Source organism: Natronobeatus ordinarius (assembly GCF_024362485.1).
Taxonomy (GTDB): Archaea; Halobacteriota; Halobacteria; order Halobacteriales; family Natrialbaceae; genus Natronobeatus; species Natronobeatus ordinarius.
This window is the reverse complement of record NZ_CP101456.1, coordinates 524,529-541,884: the sequence shown is the minus strand read 5'-3', so window position 1 is coordinate 541,884 and position 17,356 is coordinate 524,529. Positions and strand designations below refer to the sequence as shown.

Here is a 17,356-nt window from a genome sequence, read left to right as displayed (position 1 = left end):
CGGGCGAACAGGTGTCGACCGGGTCGCTCGAGTGCCGACTGCCCGAGAGACGAAACCATCAGGAACTCCCGAATGTAGCCGCGAGAGGCCACTAGGGAGACTTTTGTCCGTCGGTGATCTACAGAAGTGGATGACCCAACGTCGCATGCCACCACGGCTCGAATCGAACGCGGAACTGGCTGAGCGAGTCGACGCGCTCGGGCGTCGCCTCGAGCAGGTCGAGCGGACGCTGGCGGCAGTCACGCGCGACGCGACGGGCGTCTCGGTCGCCGGCCCCTGTGCGAGCTGTCAGCGGAGTCTGTTACTCGTCCGGGATGGGGTGCTCGAGTGTCCGGCCTGTGGACACAGCCGGCCGCTGTGACGGTCGACGGCGGCAGCTGATACTGCCGGACAAAAACGGTTCACACATCGATCGCACGCGACCGGCCGTCAGCGAGTCCGACGGCCGGTCACAGCGCGATCGAGTGGTTACTGACTGTTGTCCAGTAGTATGAAAACCCACCACGGTGATGGAGGACGTCGGTGAACGCGCCGACCGGTCGACGCCCCAGACGATCAGTAGTCGTTCTCTTCGTCGTCGTGATCGTTTTCGACGGGTTCGTCAGGATCGTCTTCCGGGACGTCCTCTTCGGGCTCGTCCTCCGGGACAGCATCGTCGTCGGGGTCGTCTTCCGGGACGTCCTCTTCGGGCTCGTCCTCAGGCTCCTCCTCGGGCGCTTCTTCCGGCGGCTCGTCCGGCATCACCTCGGGTGGCTCCTCGTCGGCGAACGGGCCGTCGACGGTGACGTTCACGTCGAACGCCGGCTGGTCGCCCTCGGGCATCAGGTAGCCGATCGCGTAGCCGGTGTAGGCCGTTGCGGGCGCGAGGTCGACGCTGACCGTGAAGACGGCCTCCTCCATCTCGTCGACTGGGAGGTCGTCGTCGACGTCGTTCTCGTCGTGATCGGCATCGTCGTCGACGTCGTTCTCCTCGACATCGTCGTGGTCGTCAGCGGCGTTCTCGTCGTGATCGGCAGCGTCGTCGGTGGCGTCGTTCGCCATCGGTTCGTCCGCTGCCGGGCGAACCTCGAGTTCGTACTCGCCGACCGGCAGTGGGACGTAGTCGGTGGCGTCGCCGAAGGAAACGTTCGCAAACAGGGATTCCTCGGCACCGGCGGGGAAGACGTCGACCGCCGGGGCGTCGGGCGAGGCGTGGACGAGCCGGGCGAGTGCGGCGCCCGCGTCGACGAGCACCAGCGGTTCGAAGGTGCCGGCCTCGAGTTCGCCGATGGCCGCGATCGTGTAGAACGCCTGGCCGAGTTCGACGTCGCCTTCGAAGGCGACCGTCTCGGGGTCGCCGGCGGCCGTCACCTCGACGGTGTAGGTGCCGGGATCGATCTCGAGGTAGTCGGAAACCTCGTCGTACGCGAGGTCAGCGAGGACCTGCTCACCGTCGACGTAGACGTCGACGTTCGGGGCGTCGGGGGAGAAGTGTCCGACGCGGACGGCCGCACCGGCCGGGTCGACTGGTTCGACCTCGTCGTCTTCTTCCTCGGCGTCCGGCTCGCGTTCGTCGTCTTCGTGTTCGCCAACGGCGAGGACGGTGCCGCTCGCGGCGAGGGTTGCGCCAGCCGCCCCGAGGGCTCTCAGCGTCGTGCGTCGTGTTACGCTCATGATGCACCCGATACGGGGGGTGCTGACCGGAAAAACTCGTTAGTCAGTAGTCCTGATTGTCGAGTCGTTTACTCGAGCGACCCCGGCGTAGGGTGTCCATGACGTCGGAAACGGCCGGCTACACGTGACGGTCACGTCGACGAGTCGAACGTGATCCGTGATACGTCCGCCTCGAGCTCGTCGACGTGGTCGTTGAACGCCTCGACGAAGCCGGCGACCTCCTCGGCGTAGCGGCGGACGTCGAGCGCCGACGGCTGGCCGTACTGTGAGACGAGGTAGGTGCCGCCTTCCCCGCCGACGCGCAGGTAGGAGGCGGCGTCGCCGTCCCACTTCAGCTCCCAGCGCGTTCCCGAGACGCGCGCGGTGAACGTGCCGTACTCGCCGTCGTGTCGGTGGAGTTCGCCGGCCATCGCGTCGGCGACGTCGCGGATGCGGTCGGCGATCCGATCCCGCTCAGCGACCAGCGACGCCGTCGACGCGGGTTCCGGAAACTCCGTCGGCACGTCGTCGAGGACGCCCTCGAGCGACGCGACGTGGTCCGCGTAGGCGTCGACGAACGCCCCGTAGTCGGTCATCGCCGTCGCGAGCGCCTCCGGCTCAGGCGGCGACTTCGAGGAGACGACGTACGTCTCCGACCCCGAGCGCGGCTTGTACCGCAGGTACTCGACGTCGCCCGCTTCGAACTTCAGCGTCCACGTCCCGGCGTCCGTCTCGAACGTCTCGCTCCCGTACTCGCCGCCGTCGAGCACGGCGAGTTCGCGTGCGATGCGGCCCGCATGTGCGCGAACGCGAGCTGCGACCTCGTTTCGACGGGTCGCCGCCTCGTCGGCCTCGTCGACGGCTCTCTCGAGTTCATCGGTCATTCGGCGGTCAGAAGCGTGGCGGGCGCTTAAGCGTGTGGTTCCAGCGGGACAGCGCCCGCGAGGCCAGTCGTGGACGCTCGTCCGATGAGCACCCCACTCGAGACGACCGTCGTTCGGCGGAGACGTTCAGGTAGACCCTCGCTAACTGTTTTGGAAACGGGGTTAATTCGCTGGTCCGGCTACGATGGCTGAAGACCCATGACGACAGTAGCAGATCTCCACGTACCCGCGACGGACACCGTACTGGGATCGGTGTTCGAATCGAACCCGTCGATCGTCTGTGAGATGGAGCAGGTGATCGCATCCAGCGGCCACCGGCTGTGGCTCGCCGGTGCGACGCGAGCGGAGATCGAATCCGCGCTCGAGGCCGCACCATCCGTGGCGTCGCACACGCCCGTGCTGGACAGCGAGGAGCGGTGGCTGTACGAGGTCGAGTTCGCCGACAGCGGCGTCAACGTCTTCGAGCTGATCGCCGACGAAACGGGGACGGTGCTCTCCGCGTCGGCCGCCGACGGGCGGTGGCACCTCACGGCCCGGTTCGCGGATCGCGAGGACGTCAGCCGTGTCTACGATCGGCTCGTCGACCGGGACGTCACCGCGAACCTCGTTCGACTCACCGACCTCACCGAGACGCAGTCGTCCACGACCGGACTGACGCCCAAACAGTACGAGACGCTCGTCGCCGCCCACGAGTACGGCTACTTCGGGATCCCCCGGGAGACGTCGATGCAGGAGCTGGCCGAACAGCTCGGCGTCTCACACCAGGCGCTCTCCGAACGGCTGCGCCGGGCCTACCGTGCGCTCGTCGCCACGGAGTTGAACGCCGCCGAGGACGGGGACGCCCCGCCGATCGAGGCGAAGTGACCGACGCGAATCGATCCAGTACGTTTTCGACGACCGTCCCATCGGAGAAGTGACCACGGCGTCAGAACGACGGCGTCGCTCGACAGTACCAGGTCGTCCACTGTTCGACCCAGTCGGCGTACAGCGACGTCCACTGGGCGGCCGCCCCCGTCGCACTGTGAGCCGGCCGGCTCGCGATCGTCGTTCGGCAGACGGGACACTGATAGACCAGCGCTCCCCGCTCGCGACGAACGAGCCAGTCGCCGTCGACGAGACTCTCGTGCTCACACTCGAGACAGAAGAGCACCGACTTTCGAGACCGCGGTCGCTCATCCGGCGACGAAGCTGAACGGGTCATCGGTCGAACGACCCTACGGCGAGTGATAACGGTGCCGTACTAGGAATTGGGGAGGAATTTAACCACGCGGTCGGTGACCGCCGAACTCGAGCTGGACGCGATGCGACTGGCGGACTCGAGCTGGACGCGATGCGACTGGCGGACTCGAGCTGGACGCGATGCGACTGGCGGACTCGAGCTGGACGCGATGCGACTGGCGGACTCGAGCTGGACGCGATGCGACTGGCGGACTCGAGCTGGACGCGATGCGACTGGCGGACTCAAGCTGGACGCGATGCGACTGGCGGACTCGACGGACGGACGCAATGCGACCGGCAGACTGGACGGACGCGACTGGCGGACTGGATGCGAGCGGCGAGTCGATGAATCTAACATATAACTGTTGTGCAGGGTTAGCGGGCCGGGAGTCGTGGGAGCCGTTATACGGCCGTTGGGCCGCTACGCTCAGGTAGCGATGCACGCAACCGAGACACTCGATTCAGAACTCTCACCCCGTCGACTAGTGACCGCCCCGTTGCGGGCGCGAACCTACCTGAACCTCATCTACCTCGTGCTGGCGTTCCCGCTCGGGCTGGCGTACTTCGTCGGCGTGGTGGTGGGACTCTCGACGGGGGTGGGAATGGCGATCACGCTCGTCGGTATCCCGCTGCTGATCGCGACGATCCTCGGCGCGACCATCGTCGCGGCGTTCGAAGCCCGCCTGGCGACCCACCTCGTCGGCGTCGACGTCCCGCTCCCGGAAGCGGTCCGCGACGGCTTTCTCATGGACGAGGACGACGGCGTCCTCGAGGCCCTGAAGCGGCTGCTGACCGCGCCGACGACCTGGACGAGCGTGCTGTTGCTGGTCGTCAAGTTCGTCTACGGCGTCGTCGCGTTCACCCTGCTGGTCACCGTCGGCGCGGTCGTCGCCACGCTGCTCGCGGCGCCGCTGGCGTACGACCAGCCCGGCGTGACCTACCAGTTCGGCACGTACACCGTCGAGACGCTGCCGGCCGCCCTCGTCCTCTCCGGTACTGGCGTCGTCCTCACGGTGCTCGCGCTCAGCCTGTTCAACCTCCTCGCGATCGGAGGCGGCCTGCTCAACGCCGCCCTGCTCGACGTCGGCCTCGAGCAGGAGCCGTGTTAAGGGGTTGCACAGTAAGAACGGCCGCTTTTTCTGCTCGAGTGCGTACAGTATTGTGGTCCTAGAACGGACGACACGTCGCCCACGTGTTCCTGAATTTTCTAGGACCACTCCAGCACGCCGGCAGCGAACGCTGTGGCGCCAACGGACCGGTAGCGGCCGGTCTGACGCCGTTGGCACGTGGTGAGCGGAATCGAATCGGTCGGCGACGACGGAGTCGGCCGCTCGGCCGGGCCGTCGGACTCGCTGACGGTCGGTCGCGTGCGATCGATGTGTGAACCGGTCCGACAGTATCAGTAGACGTACTCGTCGGCCATCTCCTGGGGCGTGATTACGTCCAGTTCGCCTGCCGATACGAGTTCGTCGAGGTGGGCGGCCGTCTCCTCGAGGCCCTCGATCGACTCACTCTCCTCGAGTCGGTAGAACGGAATCGTCGTGATGCCGCCGAGTTCGGCCGTCCAGTCGAGCAGTTCCGCTGCCTCCCCGGCGTCGGGGCTAGAGGCCACCGAGCAGAGATGCGGGTTCGCCGCGTAGCCCTGAGATCGGGCGTCACCTGCGAACGCCAGGTCGTAGTGCTCCTGGACGAGCTGGTACGACTCCGCGTCGTATCGCGAGCCCGGGAACGCGAAGAACCGAGCGCCGTCCTCGTAGCCGTGCTCTTCGAGCCAGTCGATCGGATCGACGATGTCCGACTCCCGCTCGGTCGAGCCAGCTTCGTCCAGGGGAGCCCCGCGAGCCGAGTAGCTTCCGATCGTCCAGCCTGCACCGGCGAGCGTCTCGACCTGCGCCTCGGTCAGTCGGTCACCCGAGGCCTGGTCGTCGGGGCGGATTCGGTCGGTCGGGACGAACACGGTCGCCGGGAGGTCGTACTCCTCGAGGATCGAGAGCCCCTCCGTGTAGTGCGTCTCGAAGCCGCCGTGGAACTGGAGCATCACCTTGCCGGTGGTGGGTCTGGGGACGAAGTGGAAGTCGTCGACCCACAGCGACCCCTCGACGTCTTCGCCGAACCAGTGGATGATCTGGAGGAGCGTCACCTCGGTCAGGTCGGGCGCTCCACGAACTCGAGTGAGCCCGAAGTTGTGGCGAACCAGTGGCAGTCCGGGACGAACTCGCTGGCTGTACTCGACGTAGTCGCCATCGCTGTCTTGCAGCTGGATGAGGACCGTCCCGGTGCGATCGGCGGCCATAGCGAGTCCGGGAGCGACGTCGGTGACGTCGATCGAGTCGTCCAGCTCGCGGCGGACCCGGACCTGGCCGTCGTCTTCTCTCGGCCCGAGGAGCGCCGACTGGGAGCCTTCGTAGTAAAATTCCGTCTCGGCGTCGATGGAGCCGATGAATTCGTACCACGGGTCGAGCGCTTCGAAGTCGTCGAACGTTCCGACCAGTTCCGAGTGGTCCCCGTCCGACTCTTCGTCCTCGTCTTCTCCCTCCGATTCTTCCTCGTCTTCCAGTTCCTCGTCCCCGTTTTCGTCCTCGAGTCCGTCGTCGTCACCGACATCGTCGTCCCCGTCGTCGGGACTCTCGCCGCCCGCACACCCAGCGAGCACGAGCCCAGTAGCCGTCACCGTCGCAGTCGTGAGATACGTTCGTCGCTTCATTGGTACATCCTGCAGTGACTCAGGCCAGACGAATTGTTATGCGCGGGGGTAGTCAGAATCGAACGTTCTTACTGCGAACAGGGTCACCAGTAACCGAATCGAACGGGTGGGACCGAGCTCGGAACCGACGGACGGGGCGTTGCCAGCCGTCTCGAGACCGGCGCGACGAGGTGACGAGACCACCACCGAGGCGGTGTCCAGCGTTCGCGCGTTCCACTGGTCGCCCGTGCTCAGAGGGTTCCCATCACACGCCCGTTCAATCCGTCCGTATCACGTCGGTGGCGAGCGTACGCTCGTCGTTCACGACGCCAATCGTGACTGTCCCCGTATCCGATCAAAACACCGATGTCGACGTGGCCGTGGCTGCAATCGACACCGGAGAACGCGACGGCGTTCGTGAACGTTTCGACGCGATTTCGGCTGCGGCACCGGATGCATCGCAACCACGTAAGGGAGACGTATCGCCGACAGCCGTCGAACTCGAGCCGGGTTCAGTTAGAATCAGATAGTGGAACCACTGACGACACAGTTCGTCGCCTGACCGCTATAGTACTCGTTGAAACGATTTACACCCGGTCACAGCCGAGCGGTCAGCCTCGACCTTGTCGACGAGGCTGACCGCCGATGGTCGTGACCGGGTGTGCAATGACTTTCAACGGTTACTATAGGTCGGACGCCCAGAAGGGAACCGGCTGACTGGGAGATTACGCTCGAGCCATCGCGTTCGTCGGTGGCTGCCAAACCGTATCCTGGGCGACTATAGGGCGATACAGCAATCGACGCGACAGTACTTTCATACAGGAATCACTTATCACGGTCACGGTCGAGTGAATAGCAGTTTCCGATGACTACTCCACGCGAATCTGGATCGAAGGTGACCCCCGCCCACCTGATACTTCGAGAGGTCTGGAGCACGGGCGACGTGGCGCTGATCGACGACCTGCTCACGGACGATCACGTCCACCACGAGCCGCTCCTTCCGGAGCCGCTCGAGGGCCGGGAGCCGCTGAAAGAGTGGATCGAGACGGTTCGGGAGGGAGCACCCGACCTGACGAAGACCGTCGGCGAGACGTACGTGGACGGCGATGCGGTGATCGTCACGTACACCGCGACGGCCACCCACGAGGGCGACATCCTCGGAATCGCGCCGACCGGCCGATCGATCGAGGTCGACGGCGTCTACGTCCACCAGGTCGAAGACGGCAAACTCGCCGAAACCACCGATTCGTGGGACGCGTTCGGCCTCTTCGCCCAGCTCGGTGCGTTTCCGGAGGTGAGGTGAGCGGGATCGGAAGACGGCGTCTCGACGACTCGTGGCTCGAGTCCGAGCCCGATACGCACCGCTGTCCGTCGGTTCTGACCCACCCGTAACTCGATCTCGGGTGTGCCGGGCACTCGGTACCGCAATCCGTATGAACGGGCGCTCGTGCGTTCTGTACTCGTCTCTCGTGGAGTTGCTCGCAGCGAGAATGGGACCGCGCGGATTTGAACCACGGTCGGAGCGAAGCTCCTCCCTGATTCAAATCCGCGCGCTTTCCAGTCCCGCTGCTCACGGGATTGTTCGCAGCGAGAATGGGACCGCGCGGATTTGAACCGCGGTCACGGGCACCCAAGGCCCGAAGTATACCAGGCTAACCCACGGTCCCGCACCAACACTTTCGAGCGAGCACCATAAAGGGTTTCGTTCTGCGTCGGAACCGCTTTTCGCGCTACCGAGCGTAACTGCTGGCATGAGTGGTGTCCTCGAGCTCGCCGTCCTGAGTGTCCTCCTCGTACTGGTCGCCGGCGTGGCGGCAGTGATCAACGCCGTCAGGCCGTTCATCGCCAACGCGGTCGTGGGGCTGCTCGTGTTCGTTCTCGCCGACGTGCTCTTCGGACTCGAGGTCGCACTGACGGTGCTCGCGGTGGCGATCGTCGTCCTCGGCGGTGCCCCGGGGGCGGCGCTCGTCCTCTTGCTGTCGGCGTTCGGACTCGCGTTCGTCCCCTGACGTTAGTTCTCGAGGCGTCGTGCGAGTTCCTCGTCCGTCGCCTCCGAGATCGACCCGGCTGTGGTGATGCCCTCGAGCGGATCGTCCGAGGCTGGCGTGGCGAACAGCTCGGCGACGTCCTCGTCTGAAGCCTCCGGAAGCGGTTCGCTGGCGTCGTCGAACCGCGATCGATCGACAGCGGCGTACGTGGTCGCGCCGACCTGCTCGAGTCGGGCGAGGAGGGCGTGAACGAACCGGAAGGCCTTCTCGGGGGGAGCGACGCGGAGGAGGCGCTCGAGCGATCGAACGGAGACGACGATCCGGTCGACGCCCGCCCAGCGTTCACAAAAGCGGCTCACCGAGACGCCGATCGCCCCGAGGTCAGTCGGATCGGAGATCACGTCGATGGCGACCGGCGCCGAGCACTCTGGAAGAGAGTCGGCGACAGACTGGAGGACGTCCCCCACGGCGACGACGCCGCGTGTTACCGACGCGTCGTCAGCAGTTCCCACCGCAGCTCGCTGATCGGGGAACGTAACCGTGAGCTCGGCCAGGTCGCCGTTGCCGGGATCGATCGCTCGAGGGTTACCCGGTTCGGTCCCGCCGGTGTTGACGAACAGGACGCTCGACGACGGCTCGAGCACGGTCGGTGCCCGTCCCTCCATGACTCTCCCCCTTCCGTTTTGATGGAGGGAGAACCGTACCTTGGTCGTTGTGGCCGTTCGGTCCCGGGAGTCGGCGTCACCGATCGGCGTCGCGCAGTTCGATGGTCGCGACGAGGTCGTAGGGGTGGGCGTTCTTGCGGATGCCATCGAGCAGCGCGAACGCCTCGCCGGGATCGAGGAAGTGTTCGGTGACGACCCGACCCAGCGGCGTCGGCTCGAAGCCGTCGAGAAAGTCGTACTGCAGGAGCTTGCCGAGAGCGTGTTTCGTCGGGACCTCGCCGAGCATCCGGTCGTTGAGCCGTTTGGCTGCCTTCCCGCCGACGGTGACGTTCGCGAGCGTCTCCTCGACGGCGGCGTCCTCGTCGTAGTAGGTCATCACCGACTCCATCTCCCCCTTGAGGAGTTTGAAAGCGATCTCGTCCTCGGTTCCCTCCATCGAGTTGTGGTAGGAACAGTCCGGCTCCACGAGAACGTACACCTTCCCCTCGTCGTGATAGTCGGGCCGACCCGCCCGCCCGAGCATCTGGTGGAACTCCTGGACGGAGAGCCACTCGATACCCATCGCCAGCGAGTCGAAGACCACCTGCGAGGCCGGGAAGTCGACGCCCGCCGCCAGCGCCGCCGTGGTGACGACCGCCGCCAGCTCCTGGTCGGCGAACTTGCGCTCGACCGTCTTCCGGCGCCTGTAATCGAGTCCGGCGTGGTACGGGGCGGCCGAATACTCGAGTTTGCGGCTGATCTCGTGACAGCGCCGTCTCGAGTTGGTGAAGATGATCGTCTGGCCGCGATAGCCCTTCGAGGACTCGGTGTCGAACTCGCGTTTGACCAGCTTGTTCTCGACGCTGATCTTCTCTCGGCCGTCGGCGAAGGTGACGTGGCGCTCGATGGGGACCGGCCGCTCCTCGAACTCGATGAGCGTCGCCTCGAGTGCACCCGCGAGCTGTTCGGGGTTGCCGACGGTCGCCGAGAGGTAGATCCACTGCGCCCCCTCGTAGTCGTCCTGTCGCTTCGCACGTCGTTCGCAGGTGTATTTGAGCCGCGAGATCAGACCGTCGAGGCGGTGACCGCGCTCCTCTTCTTTGAGCGTGTGGACCTCGTCGATGACCACCGTGCCGATGTCGCCTAAATCCTTGCCCGTCCGGAGGGCGTGGTCGATCCCCTCGTAGGTGCCGACGATGACGTCGGCGTTCGGGTCGAACCGGTTGCCCGAGTCGGTGATCCGGCTCGCGCCCACCCGGATCGAGACGTCCACGAGGTGGCCGTATTCGTCCTCGAAGTCCTCGTGTTTCTGGTTCGCCAGCGCGACGAGCGGGACGAGAAAAAGCATCTTCCCCTTGCCCTCGAGGACGCGGTTGAGCCCCGCGAGTTCGCCGACGAGGGTCTTCCCCGTCGCCGTCGCGCTCACGACCAGCTGGTCGTCGCCCTCGAACAGACCGTTCTCGGCTGAGAGGCTCTGGACGGGGAGGAGCGTCTCGAAGCGGTCCTCGAGCAGCGCCTGGAGGTCGGGGTGGAGGTCGAGGGTGTCGACCCTGACGGGGTCGACTTCGTCGGTCGTCGCGCTGATCGTGTCGAACTTCGTCAGGTCGGGATCGAGCCGTCCCTTGAGCAGGTTGACGATCCGCTCTAAGTCCTGCACCTCGAACATGAGCTCCTCGAGGCGCTCTTTCGCCGCGCCGGTCACCGAGCCAGTGTAGGAGAGCTGGCGCTCGAGTTCCTGTCGGGCGCAGTCGGCACAGATCCAGTCGTCGCCGTCCTTGATCGCCGTCTCCGTCGTGATCGGCGAGTACCGTCCCGCCGAGGCGCAGTAGCGACAGGTCCGGACGACCTTCGCCTCGAGCTGGTAGCCGTCGAGCATCGCCTGGAGCTCCCGTCGCCCCTCACGGGAGGTCTGCTCTGAGATGCGAATGCGTTCGGCCCGCCGGGCCAGTTCGACGAACTCGTTTGGCTGGCGGGGTTCCTCGCTCGAGCCGCGCTTGACGCGGAACTTCGATGGGCGGGGGCCTGCGTCGGTTTCTGCGAGGCCGAGTTTCGCCCGGAACAGCCGCTCGTCGTCCCGGATGGCGACCACGAAGTAGTCGTTCCCGGTCTCGTGACAGAACAGGGTATCGAGCGCGGCGACCTGCTGGGACACTGTCCGTTCGTACTCGCGCGGCGTACTTGAGCGGTTCGAAACGGCGTTTCACACGCGTCGGTTCGAGCCTCGAGAATCGGTCGTCGTGGGGTTAGACGAACGGAATCCGGCTCCGGGTGTCGATCTCGAAGTGGATCGGTGGATTGAGGCCGGTACCCGCGAGCGTGGAGTCGTCGTCACCGTCGGCGTCGGCCGCGTCATCGCCGTTTCGCTCGTCCGAATTGGCCCGACGGTACGTGACGACGTCGTCGCCCCACCCACCGGCGAGCGTGTACACGCCCCCATCCCGTGGGACGTCGTCACCGTGGATATCGTAGTCGAACGAGACCGTTTCGTTCGGCTCGATCGGCGTCAGGAGTTCGTCGCTGTCGACGCTCGTGCCATCGGATCTGACGTCCACGTGGGGGCTTGCTTCGTACTCCTCGCTCCACAGCCCGACGCGGGCGCTCCCGACGTCCGTCTCGGTTTGCAACTGGAGCATCCCGAACGGGGCGACGCCCCTGCTCACGAGTTCGAGTGGCTCGTCGCCGTCGTTGGTCGCTGCGAGTTCGAACGAACCCGGCGAGCCGATTCGGATGTCGGGATCGAGCACCGCGACGTCGAACGACAGCGGCTCGTCGGTGGTCGTCGACTCCCGTCTCACGTCGACGATCGTGTACTCGGTGTCGGCCAGACACCCTGCGAGCGAGGCGGTGGCACCGACGGCCGACGCCAGGAGAGCTCGACGTCGAAGCGTCGACTGGCCGGCGCGTTGGTCGCTCATCGGCGCTCACCTCCGGTCGGCGCCTCGTCCGTGTGGGCGACGAAAATCGACTCGATCGACGGTTCGTCAACCGCCGACCACGTGACCGGGATTCCTGCCCGCTCGACCGCCTCGAGGACGGCCTCGCGACGGTCGATCGACCCGAGTCGAACGACCAGCGTCTCGTCTGTTCGATCGCCCCCACGCTGGGTCGGCTGGGCCGCCGCTGCAACCGCCCGCTCGGCCGGCACCGACGCGTCGACGACGCCGTCGACGTCGGCGGCGATCCGGCGAGCGCGCTCGAGGTCACCGTCGACGACGAGTTCGAGTTCGGTCGCCACCGACGCGCGCTCGCGAAGCTCCTCGAGCGTTCCCTCGGCGACGAGCCGACCCTCGTGGAGGATGCCGAGTCGGTCACAGACGAGTTCGACCTGCCCCAGAACGTGACTCGAGAAAAAGACCGTCGCGCCACGGTCGTTCTCCTCGTGGACGACCTCGCGAATCGTCCGGACGCCGTGGGGGTCGAGGCCGGAGAACGGCTCGTCGAGGATCAGCAAGTCGGGGTCGCCGACGAGCGCCATCGCGAGCGCCAGCCGCTGGCGCATGCCCTTCGAGTAGCCGCCGGCTGCGTCGTCGATCGCGTCCGCGAGTCCGACGCGCTCGAGGAGGGCTGCCGGACTGTCGTCCGTTCCTTTCGTGTCGATCACCAGCCGCAGGTGGTCGCGACCGGTTCGATTCCCGTACACGCTGAAGCCGTCCGGAAGGATGCCGACCCGCTGGTGGACGGCGACGACGTCCGCGCGTGGATCGCGCCCGAGGACGCGAATCGAGCCGTCGGTCGGTCGGGCGAAGTCCATCAGCAGATTGATCGCGGTGGACTTGCCGGCGCCGTTCGGTCCGAGGAAGCCGTAAATCTCGCCCGCCTCGACGGTGAGCGAGAGGTCGTCGACGGCCGCCGTCGAGCCGTAGCGTTTCGTCAGCCCGTCCGTCTCGATGGCGGGCCTCGAGTCGCCGTCGGCCGACGTCACGTGAGATCACCCCGGCTGAACCGGTAGTACGCGATCGCGAGCGGCACCAGCCCCCAGGCGGCGAGGACGAGCAACCCACCCGCTTCGTGGAGGTACGGCGGGACGGTTCCGGGATCGAACGTCGTCTCGACGACGAGGACGTTCGTGTTCACGTTCGGCTGGCGTTCCTGTAACACGCTATTGTGGAAATCGGCGGAGTTGCCGACGTCGAGGATCCAGTTCGTCACGGTGTTGTACGCTCCGGACGGGGAAAGGCGCGCGAGCAGGAACAGCCCGCCTTCCGCCGGGGGATTCGACGGATCGACGGGAACGCCCGTGAGTCGTGAGTAAAGCGTCACGGACAGGAACTGCCAGGCGAGTTCGAAGATCAGTATCAGACCGACGAACAGCGTCGCCGCCGCAGTCGTCGTTCGCTCGACCAGTGCCGAGACACTGACGACGATCGAGACGAGCACCGTCACGTAGACGAGCGTCACCGCGAGGACCGCCAGGTAGCGCAGCGGCGAGAAGAGGCCGTACTGGACCGCGCCGAGGACGGTGACGGCGACGAACGAGAGGACGGCCGGAATCGCAATGGCGGCCGTCCGCCCGACGAGTTTCCCAGCCAGGATCTCGCCGCGGGTGAGCGGCAGTCCGAGGACGAACGTGAGGCTACCGGACGTCCGGTCGCCGACGATCGCCTGATAGCCGAGCACCACGGCCGCGAGCGGGAGCAACAGCCCGGCACCGAACTGCACGAATCCAATCGTCATGTCGGGACCGAGCCCGTCCCAGGTGTCGTACGACGGTCGATACGTCCACAGGAGGAGGGCCAACGCGAGCAGCCAGACGCCTTTCGAGGAGAGTAACGCCTTGCACTCCTCGCGGGCAAGGGGGTACCATCTCATTGGTAAATGTAAATATACAAACCAGATTGATAGTAATATCGGTTGGTGTGAGAGTTGTGACTCCGCGGAAGGGACAGTCTACGCAGGCGTGGATTCGGCTGCACCCAGCCCTCCCCGGTATCGACGGGAGACGGCTGCACACCCTCGAGTTCGGGCGTGGAGCCAGTCGTAATCGGGGAGCACGCTCGAGGGGTCACGGCCGGTCAGCTCGCGCCGTCGTGGCGATCACGAGGTCGGGACCCCAGACGGGGCCGGTGACCGCGTGATCGACGTCGGTCCATCCCGCCTCGCGGAAGAGCCGCGTCCCTTCCTCGGGGTCGTAGCGGAAGAAACACGTCGCGTTGAGCCACTCCTGGACGTTCCGCGCCGGGTTCCACGGCGAGAACGGCCGTCGATTGAACCCCATCACGAGCACTTCGCCGCCCGGCTTCGTGACCCGGCGGAGTTCCCGCAGCGCCTCGAGTGGGTCGTCCCAGTAGAGGATCGAGCCGACCGAGACCACGACGTCGAACGTCCCGTCCGCGTAGGGGAGGCGGTCGACGTCGCCACAGACGAACGAGACGTCCTCGAGGTCGGCTTTCCCCGCGGCAGTCTCGAGCTGCGGAACGCTCAGGTCGAGCCCGTGGACGGACGGGACGTCCGGCTCGAGGTGGCGGGTCGTCTCACCCGTCCCACAGCCGACGTCGAGGGCGCGCTCGGCCGACTCGAGGTCGAGCCGATCGATCGCCGACTGCTGGATCGCGTCGGGCCAAAACAGCGACGGGACGACGGCGTCGTAGCCCGGCGCGAGCAGGTCGAACCAGCGGCGAGCAGCCTCGCGTTCCTGCAGGACTCCCATGGCGGTTCGATGGGGACAAGCAGGCATAACGGTTGGCCGTGCACGAGCAACGACCGCAGCCGGTACTCGAGGAAGCTACTCGCTGCTCCAGGAAGCTACTCGCTGCTCCAGGAAGCTACTCGCTGCTCCAGGAAGCTACTCGCTGCTCGAGCCCCGGTCGACTCACTCGAGTAGCTGGATCTCGTCGTCGCCGTTGGGCACGGCGCAGATGAACGCACCCGACTCGTCGCCCTCGTTGCGGTACCAGTGGACGACGCCGGCGGGGATCAACAGCGAGTCGCCGGCGCTCACGGGGTACTCCTCCTCGCCGATGCCGACCGTGTACTCGCCCTCGAGGACGTACTGCTCGTGTTCGACCTCGTTCGTGTGCTTTGGCACCTCGGCACCGGGCTCGAGTCTGAACCGGCGGATCGCGAAGTTCGGCGCGCCGTGCTCGTCGCCGATCAGGACGCCCTTCTCCATCCCGTCGGCAGCCCCGACGGCTTCGTACTCGATTTCGTTGCGTCGGCGGATCAGCGGTTCGGGGTCGGTCATGTCCCAGTGTGGGCGGGCAGGGAACAAAACGTTGGCTCATACGGGCTGCTGTACCGGGTTACCGACCCGACTGCGACCGTGCTACGGCTGAGTCCGAACTGGCCGACAGTGGTGTGTATGACGCGAGCCGTTCGACCGACGGATACGGCCGTCGCTCGAGGGCGTAAAATACTGCAGTTAAGTGCCGATTCGTCCGCGAATTCGCCTTACAGGCGCTCGACGTTCGTCGCGCGCGGGCCCTTGGGGGCCTGCTCGATATCGAACTCGAGCTCCTGTCCTTCTTCGAGATCCGGGCCGCCGATGTCTTCCATGTGGAAGAACACGTCGTCGTCCGCGTCCTCAGTCGAGATGAATCCGTAGCCGCCAGTGTCGTTGAAGAAATCAACGGTTCCTTTCGCCATTGCTTCTAAAGAGAACGGCCCACCACGTATAATACTTCCGTCTCGAGGGAAACGCCGTTCCCGGGTTCGGTGAGTCGCCTCGAACGGATACTCGCCGAAATGGTGCCACTAGTTGTCACGCACCGTCGTCGGCCAGTCGGTAGATCGACAGCGAAACGGCGTACACCACGATGTAGAGGAGAAAGCCGACGACGAGGCCGACGAGTTCGACGGTCCCGATGGCGCCCGGACGGACCACGGCGAGGACGGCCAGTGCGAGGGCGAAGACGACGACCGTGAACGCGCCGACGGCGTAGTAGAATCGGGCGTCCGACTCGAGGATCGTTCGCATACCGTCCGATTGGGGAGGCGACCGCAAAACGCTGCTGGCAGCGGCGAGTCGTCAGTAGAGCAGACTCGAGACGGCGGGTTCGTACTCCGTCGGCAGTCCCTCGGCGATCGCCGACGGCTCCGTCACGCCGTCGTGGTTGACGAGGTAGGCCCGGCCGGCGTCCTCCCCGTAGACGCCGTGGAAGTCGTAGACGAAGCCGTAGACGGGAACGTCGTCGGGGACGTCCTCGGACTCTCGGAGGAACTGCGCCTGGTGGTCCACGTTGTACTCGACGAGCTGGTTGATCACCGTCTCCTCGTCGGCGTCGCGGTCGACCAGGCCGCTCTCGAGGCCCGCCTCGATCACGGGGACGAGTAACTCGACCCACTTCGTGACGCCGAGGGGACCCGGCGGTTCGGCACCCGTCGCAACCTGGTAGGCGGCGGTCACCGCGCCGCAGCCGGTGTGGCCGACGACGGCGACCGCCTCGGTTCCGGTGTAGTGAATTGGGTAAAGGAGACTCCCGTCGACGATCCGCTCGCCCTCGTGGTCGTCCCAGACCTGGTTGCCGATGTTGCTCGGGGTGAACACCGATCCCGGACGCTCCGTGTGCCACATCCGTTCCTGTGGGACTCGTGAGTCCGAACAACAGATCGTGACGACGTCCGGGTGCTGTTCCTCGCGGACGTCCTCGAAGTAGCCCGCTGGCAGTTCGGCGACGTGGTCGGCGTTGCCCGCGAGCAACGCGAGCAAGATCTCGTCCGATCCTCCGGTCATACGTGAACTCCCGACGAGCGACTCCAAAAGGGTTGCTTCTCGAGGAGATTGGGGCCGGCTCCAGCAGGAACGACGCCGGGACCGGGGGGTATTTTACACGCCGAGCCGTCAGTTCGGCCGTGACGTTCTCGGCAGCCGGCGTGAACGACCTCGTCGTGCGCCAGGCCGAGCGTGCCGACCTGCTCGCGATCGTTCGCATCGAGCGAGCGTCGTTTCCACAACCCTGGCCGTACGACGCGTTCGAGGGCTTTCTCGGCGAGCCGGGTTTTCTCGTCGCCGTCGAACCGGACGGGGCGATCGCCGGCTACGTGGTCGCCGACGTGACGCCGACGCACGGATACCGGATCGGCCACGTCAAGGACGTCGCCGTCCACCCGGATCGGCGACAGACGGGCGTCGGATCGGCGTTACTCACGCACGCGATCTCGTCCCTGGCGGCACAGGGCGCCGACACGGTCAAACTCGAGGTTCGCGAGTCGAACGACGGCGCACAGCGACTCTACCGTCGCTTCGGCTTCGACGAACTCCGGCGCGTGCCGGGCTACTACGAGAACGGCGAGGACGCCATCGTGATGATCCGGGATCTCAGGTGAGCCGGGATGCGTCGAGCGACTACGGACCGGACGCCGCGTCGAGCG

At 66.0% G+C, this 17,356-nt stretch carries 19 protein-coding genes, 1 tRNA gene and 1 pseudogene; 6 read left to right on the top strand and 15 right to left on the bottom strand.

All coding sequences use genetic code 11. The features are described 5' to 3' along the window. The first annotated feature begins 130 nt into the window (after positions 1 to 130). Positions 131 to 361, top strand: a complete 231-nt coding sequence (locus NMQ09_RS02820) for a hypothetical protein (RefSeq protein ID WP_255192934.1) — start codon at positions 131 to 133, stop codon at positions 359 to 361. Positions 362 to 1,047: 686 nt separating this feature from the next. Here the strand turns inward: NMQ09_RS02820 and NMQ09_RS02815 are convergent. Together NMQ09_RS02815 and NMQ09_RS02810 are read right to left on the bottom strand one after the other, a co-directional pair. Continuing rightward, a pseudogene (locus tag NMQ09_RS02815) lies at positions 1,048 to 1,653 on the bottom strand (DUF4397 domain-containing protein); the annotation flags it as partial. Between the two features lie 131 nt (positions 1,654 to 1,784). After that, on the bottom strand, positions 1,785 to 2,516 hold the full coding sequence (locus NMQ09_RS02810; protein ID WP_255192932.1) for a profilin-fold protein: 732 nt from the start codon (positions 2,514 to 2,516) through the stop codon (positions 1,785 to 1,787). 198 nt (positions 2,517 to 2,714) lie between these two features. On the opposite strand from NMQ09_RS02810, the gene NMQ09_RS02805 reads away from it, so the two are divergent. Then, positions 2,715 to 3,380 (top strand): helix-turn-helix domain-containing protein, encoded by a 666-nt coding sequence (locus NMQ09_RS02805; protein WP_255192931.1) that lies wholly within the window; start codon positions 2,715 to 2,717, stop codon positions 3,378 to 3,380. A gap of 61 nt (positions 3,381 to 3,441) precedes the next feature. Here NMQ09_RS02805 and NMQ09_RS02800 read toward each other — a convergent pair whose 3' ends face one another. Beyond that, complete coding sequence (locus NMQ09_RS02800; protein ID WP_255192930.1) at positions 3,442 to 3,717, bottom strand: DUF8106 domain-containing protein; 276 nt, start codon at positions 3,715 to 3,717, stop codon at positions 3,442 to 3,444. A gap of 502 nt (positions 3,718 to 4,219) precedes the next feature. Between NMQ09_RS02800 and NMQ09_RS02795 the strand changes: the two genes are divergently transcribed. Beyond that, positions 4,220 to 4,843 (top strand): sensor domain-containing protein, encoded by a 624-nt coding sequence (locus NMQ09_RS02795; protein WP_255192929.1) that lies wholly within the window; start codon positions 4,220 to 4,222, stop codon positions 4,841 to 4,843. A gap of 290 nt (positions 4,844 to 5,133) precedes the next feature. Here NMQ09_RS02795 and NMQ09_RS02790 read toward each other — a convergent pair whose 3' ends face one another. After that, a complete protein-coding gene (locus NMQ09_RS02790) occupies positions 5,134 to 6,438 on the bottom strand; it encodes a polysaccharide deacetylase family protein (protein WP_255192928.1) in 1,305 nt (434 codons plus the stop codon). Between the two features lie 844 nt (positions 6,439 to 7,282). Here NMQ09_RS02790 and NMQ09_RS02785 point away from each other — a divergent pair. Next, complete coding sequence (locus NMQ09_RS02785) at positions 7,283 to 7,720, top strand: ester cyclase (RefSeq protein WP_255192927.1); 438 nt, start codon at positions 7,283 to 7,285, stop codon at positions 7,718 to 7,720. 291 nt (positions 7,721 to 8,011) lie between these two features. Here the strand turns inward: NMQ09_RS02785 and NMQ09_RS02780 are convergent. Beyond that, positions 8,012 to 8,084 (bottom strand) — tRNA-Pro (locus tag NMQ09_RS02780). Positions 8,085 to 8,168: 84 nt separating this feature from the next. Here NMQ09_RS02780 and NMQ09_RS02775 point away from each other — a divergent pair. Further along, positions 8,169 to 8,426, top strand: a complete 258-nt coding sequence (locus NMQ09_RS02775) for a hypothetical protein (protein WP_255192926.1) — start codon at positions 8,169 to 8,171, stop codon at positions 8,424 to 8,426. 2 nt (positions 8,427 to 8,428) lie between these two features. Here the strand turns inward: NMQ09_RS02775 and NMQ09_RS02770 are convergent, their stop codons facing one another. The 10 genes from NMQ09_RS02770 to NMQ09_RS02725 form a co-directional block, all read right to left on the bottom strand. Further along, positions 8,429 to 9,070: a DUF7504 family protein gene (locus tag NMQ09_RS02770; protein ID WP_255192925.1), complete on the bottom strand. Its 642-nt coding sequence runs from the start codon at positions 9,068 to 9,070 to the stop codon at positions 8,429 to 8,431. Positions 9,071 to 9,146: 76 nt separating this feature from the next. Further along, on the bottom strand, positions 9,147 to 11,201 hold the full coding sequence (locus NMQ09_RS02765; protein WP_255192924.1) for a DEAD/DEAH box helicase: 2,055 nt from the start codon (positions 11,199 to 11,201) through the stop codon (positions 9,147 to 9,149). Positions 11,202 to 11,292: 91 nt separating this feature from the next. Beyond that, positions 11,293 to 11,964: a DUF8130 domain-containing protein gene (locus NMQ09_RS02760; protein ID WP_255192923.1), complete on the bottom strand. Its 672-nt coding sequence runs from the start codon at positions 11,962 to 11,964 to the stop codon at positions 11,293 to 11,295. Continuing rightward, entirely contained in the window at positions 11,961 to 12,971 is a 1,011-nt protein-coding gene (locus NMQ09_RS02755; RefSeq protein WP_255192922.1) for an ABC transporter ATP-binding protein, read from the bottom strand. Before NMQ09_RS02755 ends, NMQ09_RS02760 begins: the two co-directional genes overlap by 4 nt. Next, on the bottom strand, positions 12,968 to 13,858 hold the full coding sequence (locus NMQ09_RS02750) for an ABC transporter permease subunit (protein ID WP_255192921.1): 891 nt from the start codon (positions 13,856 to 13,858) through the stop codon (positions 12,968 to 12,970). Before NMQ09_RS02750 ends, NMQ09_RS02755 begins: the two co-directional genes overlap by 4 nt. Positions 13,859 to 14,051: 193 nt before the next feature. After that, positions 14,052 to 14,696, bottom strand: a complete 645-nt coding sequence (locus NMQ09_RS02745) for a class I SAM-dependent methyltransferase (RefSeq protein WP_255192920.1) — start codon at positions 14,694 to 14,696, stop codon at positions 14,052 to 14,054. Positions 14,697 to 14,858: 162 nt separating this feature from the next. Then, positions 14,859 to 15,230 carry a cupin domain-containing protein gene (locus tag NMQ09_RS02740; protein WP_255192919.1) on the bottom strand — a complete coding sequence of 124 codons (372 nt, stop codon included), beginning with the start codon at positions 15,228 to 15,230 and terminating at the stop codon, positions 14,859 to 14,861. Positions 15,231 to 15,436: 206 nt separating this feature from the next. After that, positions 15,437 to 15,631, bottom strand: a complete 195-nt coding sequence (locus NMQ09_RS02735; RefSeq protein WP_246973898.1) for a cold-shock protein — start codon at positions 15,629 to 15,631, stop codon at positions 15,437 to 15,439. Positions 15,632 to 15,746: 115 nt separating this feature from the next. Continuing rightward, positions 15,747 to 15,962 (bottom strand): hypothetical protein, encoded by a 216-nt coding sequence (locus NMQ09_RS02730; RefSeq protein WP_255192918.1) that lies wholly within the window; start codon positions 15,960 to 15,962, stop codon positions 15,747 to 15,749. Positions 15,963 to 16,013: 51 nt separating this feature from the next. Further along, a complete protein-coding gene (locus tag NMQ09_RS02725) occupies positions 16,014 to 16,718 on the bottom strand; it encodes a carbonic anhydrase (RefSeq protein ID WP_255192917.1) in 705 nt (234 codons plus the stop codon). Between the two features lie 119 nt (positions 16,719 to 16,837). On the opposite strand from NMQ09_RS02725, the gene rimI reads away from it, so the two are divergent. Further along, positions 16,838 to 17,311, top strand: a complete 474-nt coding sequence (rimI, locus tag NMQ09_RS02720; protein ID WP_255192916.1) for a ribosomal protein S18-alanine N-acetyltransferase — start codon at positions 16,838 to 16,840, stop codon at positions 17,309 to 17,311. Positions 17,312 to 17,356 lie beyond the last annotated feature (45 nt).